Source organism: Candidatus Paceibacterota bacterium (assembly GCA_026195275.1).
In the GTDB taxonomy this organism is placed as follows: domain Bacteria; phylum Patescibacteriota; class Minisyncoccia; order Phycocordibacterales; family JABMNX01; genus JABMNX01.
Genome location: JAPHQU010000008.1, coordinates 19,390 through 33,666, shown reverse-complemented (window position 1 = coordinate 33,666; position 14,277 = coordinate 19,390). Strand labels below are relative to the sequence as shown.

The 14,277-nt window shown below is 43.3% G+C and carries 17 protein-coding genes; 14 read left to right on the top strand and 3 right to left on the bottom strand.

Annotated features, from left to right (window positions below):
* The 11 genes from OQJ98_03140 (at window position 1) to OQJ98_03090 (ending at window position 9,773) form a co-directional block, all read left to right on the top strand.
* Window positions 1–2,025, top strand: coding sequence for a hypothetical protein (locus tag OQJ98_03140; GenBank protein ID MCW9054944.1), 2,025 nt, complete (start codon window positions 1–3; stop codon window positions 2,023–2,025).
* Between the two features lie 14 nt (window positions 2,026–2,039).
* Window positions 2,040–2,567, top strand: coding sequence for a hypothetical protein (locus OQJ98_03135; GenBank protein MCW9054943.1), 528 nt, complete (start codon window positions 2,040–2,042; stop codon window positions 2,565–2,567).
* A 19-nt stretch (window positions 2,568–2,586) separates the two neighbouring features.
* Window positions 2,587–3,165 carry a hypothetical protein gene (locus tag OQJ98_03130; GenBank protein ID MCW9054942.1) on the top strand — a complete coding sequence of 193 codons (579 nt, stop codon included), beginning with the start codon at window positions 2,587–2,589 and terminating at the stop codon, window positions 3,163–3,165.
* Window positions 3,166–3,325: 160 nt separating this feature from the next.
* Window positions 3,326–3,766: a PrgI family protein gene (locus OQJ98_03125; GenBank protein MCW9054941.1), complete on the top strand. Its 441-nt coding sequence runs from the start codon at window positions 3,326–3,328 to the stop codon at window positions 3,764–3,766.
* A gap of 2 nt (window positions 3,767–3,768) precedes the next feature.
* Window positions 3,769–4,422 carry a hypothetical protein gene (locus OQJ98_03120; protein MCW9054940.1) on the top strand — a complete coding sequence of 218 codons (654 nt, stop codon included), beginning with the start codon at window positions 3,769–3,771 and terminating at the stop codon, window positions 4,420–4,422.
* A 37-nt stretch (window positions 4,423–4,459) separates the two neighbouring features.
* On the top strand, window positions 4,460–4,747 hold the full coding sequence (locus tag OQJ98_03115; GenBank protein MCW9054939.1) for a GIY-YIG nuclease family protein: 288 nt from the start codon (window positions 4,460–4,462) through the stop codon (window positions 4,745–4,747).
* 10 nt (window positions 4,748–4,757) lie between these two features.
* Complete coding sequence (locus tag OQJ98_03110; protein MCW9054938.1) at window positions 4,758–6,593, top strand: DUF87 domain-containing protein; 1,836 nt, start codon at window positions 4,758–4,760, stop codon at window positions 6,591–6,593.
* 3 nt (window positions 6,594–6,596) lie between these two features.
* Complete coding sequence (locus tag OQJ98_03105) at window positions 6,597–7,004, top strand: hypothetical protein (GenBank protein ID MCW9054937.1); 408 nt, start codon at window positions 6,597–6,599, stop codon at window positions 7,002–7,004.
* Window positions 7,005–7,008: 4 nt separating this feature from the next.
* Window positions 7,009–8,040, top strand: a complete 1,032-nt coding sequence (locus tag OQJ98_03100) for a hypothetical protein (protein ID MCW9054936.1) — start codon at window positions 7,009–7,011, stop codon at window positions 8,038–8,040.
* Between the two features lie 2 nt (window positions 8,041–8,042).
* Window positions 8,043–8,576, top strand: a complete 534-nt coding sequence (locus tag OQJ98_03095) for a pilin (GenBank protein ID MCW9054935.1) — start codon at window positions 8,043–8,045, stop codon at window positions 8,574–8,576.
* A 6-nt stretch (window positions 8,577–8,582) separates the two neighbouring features.
* Window positions 8,583–9,773, top strand: a complete 1,191-nt coding sequence (locus OQJ98_03090; protein ID MCW9054934.1) for a hypothetical protein — start codon at window positions 8,583–8,585, stop codon at window positions 9,771–9,773.
* Window positions 9,774–9,841: 68 nt separating this feature from the next.
* Here OQJ98_03090 and OQJ98_03085 read toward each other — a convergent pair whose 3' ends face one another.
* The 3 genes from OQJ98_03085 to rpmH form a co-directional block, all read right to left on the bottom strand.
* Window positions 9,842–10,579 (bottom strand): YidC/Oxa1 family membrane protein insertase, encoded by a 738-nt coding sequence (locus OQJ98_03085; GenBank protein MCW9054933.1) that lies wholly within the window; start codon window positions 10,577–10,579, stop codon window positions 9,842–9,844.
* 35 nt (window positions 10,580–10,614) lie between these two features.
* Entirely contained in the window at window positions 10,615–10,917 is a 303-nt protein-coding gene (gene rnpA, locus OQJ98_03080) for a ribonuclease P protein component (protein MCW9054932.1), read from the bottom strand.
* 75 nt (window positions 10,918–10,992) lie between these two features.
* Window positions 10,993–11,127: a 50S ribosomal protein L34 gene (gene rpmH, locus OQJ98_03075; protein MCW9054931.1), complete on the bottom strand. Its 135-nt coding sequence runs from the start codon at window positions 11,125–11,127 to the stop codon at window positions 10,993–10,995.
* Window positions 11,128–11,311: 184 nt separating this feature from the next.
* Between rpmH and dnaA the strand changes: the two genes are divergently transcribed.
* The 3 genes from dnaA (at window position 11,312) to OQJ98_03060 (ending at window position 14,273) form a co-directional block, all read left to right on the top strand.
* Window positions 11,312–12,676: a chromosomal replication initiator protein DnaA gene (gene dnaA / locus OQJ98_03070; GenBank protein ID MCW9054930.1), complete on the top strand. Its 1,365-nt coding sequence runs from the start codon at window positions 11,312–11,314 to the stop codon at window positions 12,674–12,676.
* Window positions 12,677–12,893: 217 nt separating this feature from the next.
* Window positions 12,894–13,997: a DNA polymerase III subunit beta gene (gene dnaN / locus OQJ98_03065; protein ID MCW9054929.1), complete on the top strand. Its 1,104-nt coding sequence runs from the start codon at window positions 12,894–12,896 to the stop codon at window positions 13,995–13,997.
* A gap of 21 nt (window positions 13,998–14,018) precedes the next feature.
* Entirely contained in the window at window positions 14,019–14,273 is a 255-nt protein-coding gene (locus OQJ98_03060) for a hypothetical protein (protein ID MCW9054928.1), read from the top strand.
* The last annotated feature ends 4 nt before the right edge of the window (window positions 14,274–14,277 follow it).

Sequence of the window (14,277 nt, the reverse complement as noted above, 5' to 3'; positions counted from 1 at the left end):
ATGAAGAAATTCATATTTATCAACCTTATACTTCTTGCACTCCTTACGCCGGTTTCCTTTAGCAGTGACGTAGTCGACACCCCCGTGCAATTAAACACGGCGTACGCACAAAATACGAGCGCTCCCCCTACAGAGGAGGAGCTGCCGCCTGGCACCCAATATAATAATGATGGTTTCATTGAAAGCAGTTGCAGCTCTCCTGCATGTTGGATTAGGGATGCACTCAACTCGTTCATGGAGACCATTGCGTTCTTGCCGATCTACCTCACGAGCTTCTTCTTGTATGTTGCCGGCGGACTGCTCGACGTTGTAATGGTTGAAACCGTCGTTAAATTAGGGACATACCTCTCAGATATTACCGCCATCACCGAAACATGGGGGGTTTTGCGCGATCTTGCAAATATATTCTTCATATTCGGACTTCTGATCATCGCTATCTCGACGATCCTTGGAGTTGCTAACTACGGCGCAAAGAAGCTCCTTGCGACACTTATACTAGTCGCACTTGTTATTAACTTCAGTCTCTTCTTCACGAAGTTTGTTATCGATGCGTCAAATATTTTTGCACTTCAGTTCTACCAAGGGATTGTTGGGTCACAAGACATATATACCTCCCAAGAGGGCGATTCCCTTACCGGAATCACTGCCAAGTTCATGAATCACTCCGGCATTGGGTCACTCTGGGACAACACAACCATATTAAAAACACTCAACAAGATAAACTATCAAAATGGCGGTATTGGAGTTATGTTCATTTACTCAATTTTCACTGGTATATTCTTCCTGGTGGCCGCGTTCGTATTCTTTTTCGCTGCCGGCATGCTCATTATGCGCGCAGTTGGGTTTATAGGACTCATGATCCTCTCACCAATTGCCTTTGCTGCCTTCGTACTTCCACAAACACAGAAGTGGACGTGGACGTGGTGGAAAAAACTCTGGGAGTACGCGATCTTCGCGCCGGCACTCTTTATCCTCTTTTGGGCAGTGGCAAAGGTCATGCCGGGTGTTACCGCCGCCTTCACTCCAGACGGCGCAGCACTCGCGGGAATACTCGCTGCAGATCCGGGTGGCAGAACAGCCGCCATCAAGATGGTCCTCAACTTCTCCATTCTCACATCACTGATGCTTGGCGCAATTATGGTTGCAAAGAATCTATCAATCGCTGGAGGGAAAGGTGCCTCGCAATTAGCAAGCAAAGCAACCTTCGGCACCATTGGCACCATTGGACGCCACACCTTAGGTCGCGGCTTCCGCTATATTTCCCAGAGTGAGGGGCTTAAAGAAGCTGCATCTCAAGGTGGCGCGCGTGGCTTCGCGGCTCGCCAAGCACTAAAGGCAACACGTGTGGGAGCAGGAGCGAGCTATGATATTCGCGCAACCAGAGCCGCAACTGAGGTAGCAAAGAGTGCAGGGGCAGATCTTGGTAAACCGCAGAAGGGTGGGTACGAAGCCGTCATCAAAAAACAGATTGAAGACCGCAAGAGTTTTGCAAAGACCCTCGGACCCGATGTTGTTACGGAATCAAAACTAAGAGAGTCTCGCGAAGCTGCCCAAAATAAAGCCGAGAAGGAAAAGGAGGTTGTCCTAAAGGAGAAGAGAGCGACACAAGAAAGGATCGGCGCCCTCGGCAGAGAGCGAGAGCGACGCGCAAGGGACGTTGGAGAGTATGCCCCGGAAGTTCAAGATATCGATACGCAGATAAATACCGCAAGCATTGAACTAGAGAACATAGAAACGAAAGTTCGCGCGGCGGAAGAGCGAGAGAAACAAGCAAAGAGTGAGCTAGAAAAAGTCGGGAAGATAGGAAAAGAACGAGCCGAAAGTTACGCAAACGTCCTTGGAACCTCAACTATCGAGCGACTTGGCATAAAGGTTCCGCGCAAGAACCAGGAAGCCACCATCGCAATCCGAAAGGAAAAGAGTAAAAAAGAGAAGCTTGCCGACCTTGCAAAAGAAGTCGCAAAGGAAGAGGACGAGAACGAAGAAAAAGAGGCGAGCCAAAGCGATGAGAAACCAAAAGAATAAGGTAAGAAACGACCATGAACCAAGTACGTAACATAATCAAAGACCAGTATGTGAAGCTCCCGCCCTCAATCCGAGAGTTCGTGCGAAGCACTAAACTCGAAGATAAGATAGACGCGCTGACAAACGCATATGCCCTTTCGTCAGAGGTCGCACAAACAGTCAGCGACGAGACACTACTTGTCATTATGGGGCTATCACCATTCGCCGAACTCAGCGCGAACATCGCAAAAGAGGCGGAGATTCCAGAGGATACAGCCTATACTATTTCAACCGAGATCACTGCAGACCTAATCGTTCCTATTGCCGATGATCTTGCAGACTTTTTGGAAAAAGAGGAGAAGGAGGAACTTCGTGAAGAACTAAGCTCACCACCGACGACTAGGATTGCAGGGAGAGAGAAGGTTGCGATTAAGCCCCCCATTGAGCACACTGAAGAGAGATCAAAAGTGACGAAGGAAAGCGAAGTAGCAACAGTGCGACAGATGCTCAGAGAGAACAGTAAAACGGTCGATATTAAAGATTTCCTTGCCAACCTTAAGTAAGCACTAACTCTAGAATTCCATGAACGATATTAATATACACCAACTCATACGCGATCGTTTCGCCGAGCTTCCGGAAAAGCTCCAGCAGGCGATCACCTCAACTGAGGTTGCAGAGAAGCTCCGTGAGATTGCAACAAAATACCGTCTTCACCTCGACCAAGGACAGATCCTCGAGAATGAGACCTATATGGTGCTCTTAGGCATTGAAGAGGCGGGAAAATACGAGGAGAATATTCGACACGAGCTCAACATACCAAAAGATCAGGCAGAAAAGATTGCGACTGAAGTCGCTCAAGATATCTTCCTCTCTGTTCGCAATGAATTAAAAGCGCGCACAACAGAGGTTGTCGTCTCGGAGGAGGGGTCAATGTCGCCAACCCAAAAGCTCGAGCAAACAGCTTCAATGCCGCCGAAAGAACCCGCAAAAACTCCTATTGCACCCACTATTTCACCAAAGCGGCCTCAAACACAACAACCACAACCGACCGAACAAAAGGAAGAATTCGCTGACGTGGTCACGCGAGGACATAAAGAGATCAAGCTTGAGCCACCAAAAGGGAGTTATGCGGTAGACCCCTATCGAGAACCAGTGGAATAGCCGTCGGTTAGAAGTTGTTGGGTAATCAGTGAATACGCCGCGAGCCTTGCTCGCGGCGTTCGTTAGTAACACCTTGTGACTGATGATTGATAACAGCTGGCAAACATCACTCGTGTATAAACTCGTTTAATTTGTACGCTAAAGAACGTATAATGAGGACATGCGCTACCAAGTACCGCAGTTTATTGAGGTCGAAGATAAGATATTCGGCCCTTTAACACTTAAACAATTCATTTATCTGGCGGGGGGAGCCGGGCTTTCGTTCGTTATTTGGAGTTTGCTCCCAACATACATTGCGCTCGTATTGGTCGGCCCTGTTGTTGCACTCTCTGTTGGTCTCGCTTTCTATAAGGTAAACAACCGACCACTCCTTAACATCCTCGAGTACGCGATAAACTATACACTTGGCAACAAGCTCTATCTTTGGGAAAGCAAGAAAGCGACACCAAAAAAGGAGGCGGTAGCAAAGGAGGCGGGAGGAGCACAGACACTCTCGGTCCCTAATCTCTCCGAAAGCAAATTAAAAGACCTTGCTTGGAGTCTTGATATCAAAGAGACGATTAATCCAGCAACCGGATCACATAACCAGACGAACGTATAACTATGGCGGAACAAAAAACAAAAGCCTCACAAGACTTTGTACCGGTAGAAGAGATCCGCGATGGGATTGTGGTTCTTAAAGACGGGTCATTGCGTAGTGTGTTTATCGCGTCTTCTCTTAACTTTGCGCTCAAGTCTGCCGATGAACAGAATGCGATCCTCTCGCAATTTCAGAATTTTCTCAACTCCCTCGAATTCTCAGTTCAGATATTCGTGCAATCTCGTGAGCTTGATATCCGGCCATATGTTGCGCTACTTGAAGAACAGCTCGAGAACACAGTTGACGATCTTATGCAGATACAGATCCGTGAATACATAGACTTTGTGAAGAGTTTTGTGGATCTCTCAAACATCATGACCAAGAACTTCTTTGTCATTGTCCCATATGCCGCGCCTATTGTGAGTCGGGATGGCGGTGCGTTCTCTAGAGTATTCGGGAAAAAGGACAAAAAAGAAGACGCGCGCAATGTAAGTTTTGAAGAAAGTCGCTCACAACTTGAACAACGCATGGCGGTAGTCGAGCAGGGATTAGTTCGCTCTGGAGTGCGTGTAATCAAGCTTGATACCGAAGAGCTTATTGAACTTTATTATAAAATGTTCAATCCTGGTGAACAGGAGAAGCCTATTGCGTTAAATCAGGGAGTGCAGCGACCATGATGCACGCACCCTGTTAAATCCTTTCAAATCAATTTCTATGTTCTACTATATATATGTACTGCTATCGAAAAAAGACGGCATGTTCTATACGGGTTATAGTACCGATTTGAAAGGACGACTTGAGGCTCACCAGAGCGGTCGTGTAGCATCGACGAAAGACAGGCAACCATGTGAACTCATCTACGCTGAAGCTTGTCTTGATAAAGCTGATGCGCGACATCGTGAGGAGTATTTAAAAACACACCATGGTAAAATGTTCTTACAAAATCGCCTCAAGTCGTATTTAACAGGGTCGAGAGCTTCTAAATTCACTAACATTCATTAAGAATATCTACATGGCATTTCTTGATTTCTTCAGAAAAGAACAAAAAAAAGATGAGACATTCATCCCAATCCTTCCTGAGGAGATTTTTCGCGCAGGTGCACTTGAACTCAAGGATGTGATCGCGCCATCAGCACTCAAGGTTACCCCAAAAGAACTTCATTTAGGAGACAAGATCGCCCGCACGTTCTTTGTTATCTCATACCCACGATTCCTCAATGAAAGCTGGTTCTCACCAATCATCAACCTCGACAAAGTCTTTGATGTTTCGATCCAGATTCACCCAACCGACACAGCTGCGGTGCTCCGGAAATTTCAGAAGAAAGTCGCTGAAATTCAGAGTCAGATCTCAATACGTGAAGAGAAGGGGCTGGTCCGCGACCCAAAGCTCGATACCGCGTATGGTGACCTTGAAGCACTCCGTGACCAACTCCAACAAGCGCAGGAGAAGATCTTTGATGTTGGTCTCTACATCACCATCTACGGCGACTCAACAGATGAGCTCGATAAAGTAGAGTCGGAGATCAAGTCGATGCTTGAGTCGAAGCTCGTCTACCTCAAGCCGGCTCTTTTTCAGCAAGAACAAGGCTTTCGAAGCGTCTTCCCCGACGCAACCGATGAGCTTAATGTTCATTCAAAGCTCAACTCGTCACCGCTCTCCAGTATTTTCCCGTTCATCTCTTTTGATCTCACCTCTGATCGTGGCATACTCCACGGCATCAACCGCCACAACTCAAGCTTAGTGCTCTTTGATCGGTTCTCACTTGAGAACTACAACTCAGTGATGTTCGCGAAGTCTGGTGCAGGAAAATCCTACGCCATAAAACTTGAGATACTACGCACACTTATGTTTGATACTGAGGTAATCGTGATTGACCCTGAGCGTGAGTACGAATACATGGCAGAGGCGACTGGTGGGCGCTACTTCAATATATCGCTTTCTTCAGAGCACCACATCAACCCATTTGACTTGCCAATACCGCGCGAGGATGAGAATCCCGCTGACATCATTCGTTCCCAGATCATCAATCTTGTTGGGCTCTTCCGCATCATGCTCGGTGGTCTCACTCCTGAGGAGGATGCGATTATTGATCACGCAATTACGGAAACGTACGCGCTTAAAGACATTACCCCGCAATCAGACTTCTCGCACATCGAGCCACCGCTTCTCTCCGACTTTGAACTCGTACTTGCCGGCATGGAGGGAAGTGAGTCTCTTGTACAGCGCCTTCATAAATACACGCGCGGCACGTGGTCAGGATTTATTAATCGACCAACCAATGTTGATATCAATAAGAAGTTTGTAGTCTTTTCAGTTCGTGATATGGAAGACGACTTGAAGCCGGTTGCCATGTATATCATCACGCACTTTATCTGGAACATGGTCCGTAAACAACTTAAAAAACGCCTTCTGGTTATTGATGAGGCGTGGTGGATGATGAAGTCGGAAGACACCGCATCATTCCTCTTTGGTATCGCGAAGCGTGGTCGAAAATACTTCCTTGGACTTGCTACTATCACCCAAGACGTGTCTGACTTCCTCGATTCGCCCTATGGCGCACCTATGATCAGCAACTCATCCATTCAGCTGCTTATGAAACAATCGCCAACTTCGGTCGATAAGGTGCAGGAGGTGTTTAAGCTCAGCGACGAAGAGAAGTATTTGCTTCTTGAGTCTGATGTGGGAGAGGGGATCTTCTTCGCCGGGTTAAAACATGTGGCAATCAAAGTTGTCGCGAGCTACACTGAAGACCAGATCATCACCTCGGATCCGTCGCAAATCCTTGCTATGAAGAAGAACAAGGCGCGAATCCGAGGGATAGGGGAGGATTCAACAACCAGCACCTAGGCTATGGATACAAACGCTGAGTTTAAACCGCGGATATCTAACACTCTTGCTTTGGTCTTGGTCTTATCGGCGATTATTACCGACCTAATACAAGGGGCTCTCACACTCATAGGGTTTGTGGTTTTAGGCGCAATACTTAATACACTAGTGTCGTTCTTCGCGATGTGTTTTTTTGGTATAGTATTAGCAGTGAATGGTGTTTCATTCTTATCGACACGAAAGATTGCGCTCGCAGGTGTGACGATTGTGACAGAGGTGCTCCCAATTCTAAACAATATTCCTTCGTGGACACTTTCTATGATTGCTCTTGTTGTTATGGTGCGAAAGGAGGATCAAGAACAGTTCAATATCTCTCAAAGGTCTGTAAAAAACAAACCTGCACGATCAAATCGTAATGAAAATACCCTCTAAACGTATGCTTACTACTCTTTTTGAAAAAAAACTCCTTCTTACGCTCGGTATTTTTTTGTCTATGTTTGTGTTTCCACACCCAACAAGCGCGCAGATCGTTCCTGAGCTCAATAATGTGCTTGTGCCCTCGGTGATGCCGCGAAACCCTGGAGCGAACCAAGATGTTTCCATATTAGTGAAAAGCTACTCGATCGACCTTAATGTGGCGACCTTGTCATGGTTTATAAATGACACACTCGCACTTCAAGGTGTTGGACAAACCTCTTTTACATTCACCACTGGTGGACTCGGCAGCATCTCAACAATAACCATTGTGGCTGAGGACACATCACGTGTCTACACACAGGAACTCATTATAAGACCAGCAAAACTCGACCTCTTGTGGCAGGCGCAAACGCACACCCCAGCGTTCTATCAAGGACGGAAGCTCCCCTCAATCGGCAGCTTGATCGCGATTGAAGCAGTGCCACTTTTTATAAATGATATTGGCGCTCGTATTCCTGACGACGAACTTGTCTACACTTGGTATGTTGATGGGAGTATTGTTGAGCGTATCTCAGGGAAAGGGAAGCGTGCCGCACGCGTTTCTCAAGCAAGGCCTCGTAAAAGTATTAACGTTGAAGTGCAAGCAGAGACTCTTGATGGGCTTTTGGTGAGAAATACGAGCATCAACATACCTATCGTCTCTCCGGAAATCATTGTGTATGAAAACAACCCACTCCTCGGACAACTCTACAACCAAGCTGTATCGGGAACTTACAACCTGGCCACAACAGAAACAAAATTTGTTGCCTCTCCGTTCTTTATGTCATTAAGTGATCGAAATGCTTCACATATCACCTACGCCTGGCAACTCGATAAAAAACCCGTCTCACTTGGGGATGACCGTGGGAGCATTACTGTGCGACAATCTGGTGAAGAAGCGGGGAGAGCAAACATCACCGTTTCTGTAGAAAACACACGCGATATTTTCCAAAAAGCAGCCGCGTCATTCTCTTTACTCTTTGGTGTCGCTTCATCAGGATCTAGTTTTTAGATATGAAACACTTACAAAACAAAAAAATATATGTTTATGGAGCTAGTCTGGGGCTACTCATACTCCTTCCTGTTCTCGCCTACGCACAGCAAGAAACCTTTATCCCACTGACACCACTTCCGGGGGTTACAAGCAGTATGTCATTTGGTGATTTTCTCAACACTGTATTCCGTATTGGTTTGGCAATCGCCGCAACACTCGCTGTTGTCATGATAACCATTGGTGGTATTGAGTACATGACCTCTGAGGCCGTCTATGGAAAAACAGAGGGGAAGGAGCGTATCACTAACGCAGTTCTTGGACTACTTCTCGCACTCCTTATCTGGGTAATCCTCTACACTATCAATCCAAATTTGATCAATTTTGATATCAATGTTACCCCATCGGGAAGCACTTCTTCACAAAACCTTGAATCAAAGACAAGTAAGGGTGGTGTTGGTCTGTGGGAATTTGAAGGCGTCACCTCAAGTGGTACTAGTGTAGATCAAGAGCCGGCAAGTGAGTTTGGAACTGGTTCCGGTGTTGGTAATCAATAATATGGTATGAAAAAACGAACCAAGATTCTACTCATCATCATTATAGTCTTCTCACTTTCTCTTGGAGTGCTTTTCTTCGCGTATCAGCACTATCTGAAAGATACTTTTGATTTTCCAATGGGTATGGGTGTTGATGGGAAAGGTGGTGGTGGACTTTTCCCCACATCAGGCACATCAAGTGGAGATGCTCGAGACACTCTAGATGCACCAGCTGATGAGGATGTCTATATACCAACATTGCGACAGATCTCAAGAGTTCCGAGTGTACGGGGTATCATACTTACCGAGGAGACAGAGACCCGGATACGCTACATTGAGCGTGCTACCGGGCATATCTATGAGGTGGGGGCGAACTCACTCCAAGAAGAACGCCTTTCAAACACAACCATCCCTCGTATTCAAGAAGTAGTTTGGAGTCCAGAGGGAGATGCGGTAATCCTCCGCTACCTCGATGAAAATGAAACTTTGCGGAGTTTTTACGGGGAAATAATCAAAGAGGATAATGAACTCGATGGATGGTTTTTAACAAATAATATTATCGGCCTTTCAGTACATCCAGACGGTGACCTGTTCTACCTACAACAGACAAGTCAACAAGTCGATGGATTCTTATCAAATTTTGATGGAACCAACAGTAGGTTGCTCTTCTCTTCCACAGTATACGACTGGACGCCACATTGGTTCGGTGACGACATAACACTAACCTCAAAGGCTTCTCGCAGTGTGGTTGGTCATACCTATCGACTCAGATCAGGAAGTCTCACTGAAATTATTTCTGGTGAAGGGTTGGTTGCTACCCCAAACCAAAAGGGCACAACACTCCTTATATCCAAAAGTGGGGACGCCGGGACAGAGCTCGCCATCTACAATACACGCACTGAGGATCTTTCCATACTTCCTTTCAGAACTCTTGCCGAAAAATGTGCGTGGGCGAATGACACGAAACTTTACTGCGGATCCCCATATTCACTCGATCGGAGCGCTTCTTATCCTGACGATTGGTATAAAGGCATTGTGTCATTCTCTGATGATATTTGGGTCTTTGACACCGAAACATCTCGAGCACAATTGATCTATGACGCCGAGGAAGCAGGGTATGATCTTGATGTCATCAACATATCTGTTGATCCGGAAGAACAGCTACTCATCTTTACAAACAAAAAAGATTCCACACTCTGGGCGCTCTCTTTGAAATAGTCTTTATGGAAACAAAAAACAGCCTGCATGGGCTGTTTTTTGTTTTTACTCGTTGTTGTTTCTAGAGTCTAGCTCTTTATCTCGTTTTTTTCCATCATACGACGACGAACGAATATCTCCTGTCCTATCATAAAGAGGTTGCTTGTGCTCCAATAGATCGCTACTGCGGCAGAAATACTGTAGGCGATAACCCCAACAACAATTGGCATAACATACCGCATTTGAAGATGCATACTCTTTGCGAGATCGTTTTTAAATGATGGTTCTCCATTATTTTCCTGCGGCTTAGGGAACGAGAGTTTTGTGTATATATATTGTGTCACCCCCGCAAGAAGCGCAAACAAAATACTCTTACCCGCAACATCAATAAAGCCCAGGAAGTGCATATTAACAACGATTGGTATATCAACAAAAGAGTAGAGGAGCTCTGTCTTTATATTTGGCAAACCACCACGGAAGAAAACCCAATAGAGACCGAATATAACTGGTATTTGGACGATTAGTGGAAGAATTATTGAAAATGGGTTGATTTTTTTTTCTTTATAGAGATCCATTGTTTTGCGCGCCTGTTCTTGTTTGTCTTCTTTATATTTCTCACGAATATCCTCAAGATCTGGCTTGATTGAATTCATAAGGATCTGCGAACGTATCCCACTTTGCGCTACAGGGAGCAGTATGAGTTTTACTGTAATAGTGAGGAGAATCACCGCAATTCCAACATCAGCATAGGGAACAATATCAATGAAAAAAACAAGACCGTTGTAAAGCGGCGCATACACAAAATTGTGAAAAAAAGCTGAAAACATGGGCTTATTCTACCCCACAAGAGTGCCGACAACAACTATTTCAATGCCTTCTTTGTAAGCTCTTGCAACTCAGCTCTCAGGTCATCGAATGACACCTCGCCAACACCCTTCTTTGCGAAGACAATAGCTTGAATTGGGGGGTGTATTTCTTTAAAAATCGCGCGGATGCGTCGTTTTAATCGATTTCTTGACACCGCTGAGGATACGACCTTCTTTGAGACAACAACACGAACCGGCGCTTCTCCTCCTAAAAGAAACTTGAGGGAGAGGTGTGGAGAGTGGTGCAGGCTTCCACCCCTCATTACTGAAGTGAAAAATTCTTTTGTTTCTTCTTTCATAAGACAAAGTATACCAAAAAACGACCTGAGAAGGTCGATTTTGGCTTATTAGAGCGGTTTTACCTGATTGGCGGTCTAAACAGCGAGTTGTTTGCGCCCCTTTTGACGACGACGTTTGAGCACGTTACGCCCTCCCGCTGTCTTGGTGCGCGACAAAAAGCCATGTGCTCGCTGGCGCTTTCGTTTTTTAGGATTGTATGTCTGTGACATAGTTGTGTAAATATACGCTAAAAACCTTCTGATTTCAAGTGATTCTCCAGTCTTCAACCACATAGAGTGTACTGGGCACCTTTATACACAGTTTATTAACATAGTTGATCACACTCCGCAAGTTTTACCATCGTTGGTATATCTATATAATGAATAGCACTTTCACAAGAAACTATTATTAAGCATGATTAAGAATACCGACACAAAGCAACTCTGGGAAAACACTCTTGTTGATATTGAGTTATCAATCTCTAAGGCAAATTTTAGCACTTGGTTCAAAAACACAGGGATTCAGAAAATTGATGGGGGGGTGGTCTATCTTGGAGTCCCGAACCAGTTTGTCAAAGACTGGCTCACAAACAAATACCATACATTTATATTAAAGATCTTACGCACACTTGAACCAGGTGTTCGTGGTCTCGAGTACATCATCTCCAAAGATCAAAAAAACAACAACAAAAAAGCAGTGGGAGCAAAAAAACAAAACGATATGTTTGGAGTAAATGAACTTCCGCTTGATAACTTCTATATAAACAAAAACGACAACCTTAACCCACGCTACACGTTTGAGACCTTTATTGTCGGACCATTCAATCAACTCGCGCACGCAGCAGCACAGGTGATCACCCAAAAACCGGGAATAGTGTATAACCCACTTTTTATCTATGGATCAACCGGGCATGGAAAAACACACCTTATTCAGTCTGTGGGGAACCAACTAAAGAAGATAAATTCCAATAAAAAAGTATTTTATGTCACCTCTGAGCGTTTTGCGGTTGATTATCTCAACTCAGTCCAGGAAGGGAAAGCAAATTCATTTAAAGAGAAGTACCGCCAATATGATGTCCTTATTATGGACGACATTCAATTTCTTTCAGATAAAGAAAAGACCCAAGAAGAACTCTTCCATCTGTTCAACGCACTCTATGACAACAATAAGCAAATAATCTTCTCTTCGGACAAACATCCGAATTACATTCCTGGTCTTGAAGACCGTCTAAAATCAAGGTTTAACGCCGGTATGATTGTTGATATACCAGAGCCTGACCACGAGTCTCGTATCGCTATATTGAAAGCAAAATCCGCACTCAACAACTTTATTCTTCCGGATGATCTTGTTGAATACATCTCAAATGAAGTACGGGGAAACATTCGAGAACTCGAAGGTCTCCTTAATTCAATTATTTTCCAATCTCAAGTAAAAGGTAGGGTACCAAACCAAAATGAAATACGATCAATTATAAAAAACAACTCTAAACCAAAAAAATCAGTATCAACAAAAGATGTAATTAAAAAAATAGCTGATTTTTATGAAATAGAAGAAGGGAGTATTTATGAAAAAACACGTAAAAAAGAAATCGTAAAACCACGACAGTTGATTATGTACATTTTACGTGAGGATTTTGGTGTTTCATATCCAAGTATTGGTGAGAAACTTGGTGGTCGAGACCACACTACTGTTATTCATTCTTGTGAAAAAATTAAAAACTCAATCAAGACTGATTCAGTCTTGAGCCAAGAGATAGATCAGATACGCGCACTTTTATAATGTGGATAGTGTCTGTGTATAGTGTTTATCTTTTGTGTATAAAACTAGAGTAACTAACATGAAAACGAAAATATTATTTTTAAAAACAGATAACATACTCAAGTTATACACAAATTGTATATATTATTTAGAGAATAATATATACAAAAAAAGCCTTATATATGACTTTTCAACATATACACACCACTAATAGTAATAATACATAATATATAAAAACATGAAGATCGAATGTGAAAAAAAAGATTTACTGAACGCACTCTCTGTTACTGAGAAGATTGCGGGAACAAATCCAACACTTCCAGTGCTCGGATGTGTCCTCCTTGTTGTTAAAGAAAATACACTCACTGTTCGATCAACAAATCTTGAATTAGGTGTTGAATCGGTTTTGCCAGTGAATTCTGAAGAAGATGGTGTTATTGCGGTACCAAGTGCGGTTTTTTACAACACAATACAAAATACATTTGACTCAAAAATAACACTCCAAACAAAAGGTGACACGGTTGTTATTTCAACAAAACACAGTACCACCACATTAAACACACAACCAAATGAAGATTTTCCATCACTACCAGTCATTGACAGTAGTGTTGGGTGTACAATAAAAACAGATGAGTTAATACGTGGCATCCAATCAGTTGTATACAGTGCATCACACTCAACAATTAAACCGGAATTATCAAGTGTATACATCTATGAAAACGACAAGAAAATAAATTTTGTCGCGACTGACTCGTTTCGACTTGCTGAAAAGGTTATACAAATAAAACAAAAAAACTCTCTTTCACAATCTTTTTTATTACCATTACGTAATGCGGTTGAGATAGTTCGTATTTTAAATCAGATTGGTGATACTGATGTTGTTTTAAAAATAACAGATAACCAAATCTCTTTTGAGGTGGACAATATATACATAACCTCACGGGTGATTGACGGTGTATTTCCAGACTACAAACAAATAATTCCCAAAGACTATGTGACTGAAGTTGTTGTATTAAAACAAGATCTATTAAATACATTTAAAAAAATAAATATATTTTCAGATAGATTCGGACAAGTATCTATTGCAGTAGAACCAAAAAAGAAACTGTTTACCGTAAGTGCACACAACTCATCTGTTGGTGAGACAAACGATAGTATTGACGCTGTAATAAAAGGGGAGAGTATTGATATGCGGTTTAATTATCGTTATATATATGACTGTCTTTCTTCTATTCATTCAGATAGTATAACGTTACTTTTTACAGGTATAGGGAAGCCGCTTATAATCAAAGGTGTTTCTGATGAGTCATTCCTCTATCTTGTTATGCCGATGAACAAATAGAACGTATATAAAACACAAAACATGAAAGGTATCGCTGATTTTTTTGAAAAGTTTTCAAGTTTAAAACCAACATCACGCATCATCAAGAAAACAGCTTTCGCTGTTCTCACCGAGATGAATATACCTGTTTTAGAAGAAGAGATTGTATACCACAATAATGTGATTTATATAAAAACAAATACAACTATAAAGAACGAGATATTTTTATCAAAAGAAAATGTGTGTTCAAAGATAAACAAGAGTCTTGGGTTAGATCAAGTAAAAGATATTCGATAATTTT

Coding starts and splice junctions, on each gene's coding strand:
- OQJ98_03095 (MCW9054935.1), top strand. CDS start 8,043: ATGAAACACTTACAAAACAAAAAAATATATGTTTATGGAGCTAGTCTG.
- OQJ98_03085 (MCW9054933.1), bottom strand. CDS start 10,579: ATGTTTTCAGCTTTTTTTCACAATTTTGTGTATGCGCCGCTTTACAAC.
- dnaA (MCW9054930.1), top strand. CDS start 11,312: ATGATTAAGAATACCGACACAAAGCAACTCTGGGAAAACACTCTTGTT.
- OQJ98_03120 (MCW9054940.1), top strand. CDS start 3,769: ATGGCGGAACAAAAAACAAAAGCCTCACAAGACTTTGTACCGGTAGAA.
- OQJ98_03140 (MCW9054944.1), top strand. CDS start 1: ATGAAGAAATTCATATTTATCAACCTTATACTTCTTGCACTCCTTACG.
- rpmH (MCW9054931.1), bottom strand. CDS start 11,127: ATGTCACAGACATACAATCCTAAAAAACGAAAGCGCCAGCGAGCACAT.
- dnaN (MCW9054929.1), top strand. CDS start 12,894: ATGAAGATCGAATGTGAAAAAAAAGATTTACTGAACGCACTCTCTGTT.
- OQJ98_03105 (MCW9054937.1), top strand. CDS start 6,597: ATGGATACAAACGCTGAGTTTAAACCGCGGATATCTAACACTCTTGCT.
- OQJ98_03130 (MCW9054942.1), top strand. CDS start 2,587: ATGAACGATATTAATATACACCAACTCATACGCGATCGTTTCGCCGAG.
- OQJ98_03135 (MCW9054943.1), top strand. CDS start 2,040: ATGAACCAAGTACGTAACATAATCAAAGACCAGTATGTGAAGCTCCCG.
- OQJ98_03090 (MCW9054934.1), top strand. CDS start 8,583: ATGAAAAAACGAACCAAGATTCTACTCATCATCATTATAGTCTTCTCA.
- rnpA (MCW9054932.1), bottom strand. CDS start 10,917: ATGAAAGAAGAAACAAAAGAATTTTTCACTTCAGTAATGAGGGGTGGA.
- OQJ98_03115 (MCW9054939.1), top strand. CDS start 4,460: ATGTTCTACTATATATATGTACTGCTATCGAAAAAAGACGGCATGTTC.
- OQJ98_03060 (MCW9054928.1), top strand. CDS start 14,019: ATGAAAGGTATCGCTGATTTTTTTGAAAAGTTTTCAAGTTTAAAACCA.
- OQJ98_03125 (MCW9054941.1), top strand. CDS start 3,326: ATGCGCTACCAAGTACCGCAGTTTATTGAGGTCGAAGATAAGATATTC.
- OQJ98_03100 (MCW9054936.1), top strand. CDS start 7,009: ATGCTTACTACTCTTTTTGAAAAAAAACTCCTTCTTACGCTCGGTATT.
- OQJ98_03110 (MCW9054938.1), top strand. CDS start 4,758: ATGGCATTTCTTGATTTCTTCAGAAAAGAACAAAAAAAAGATGAGACA.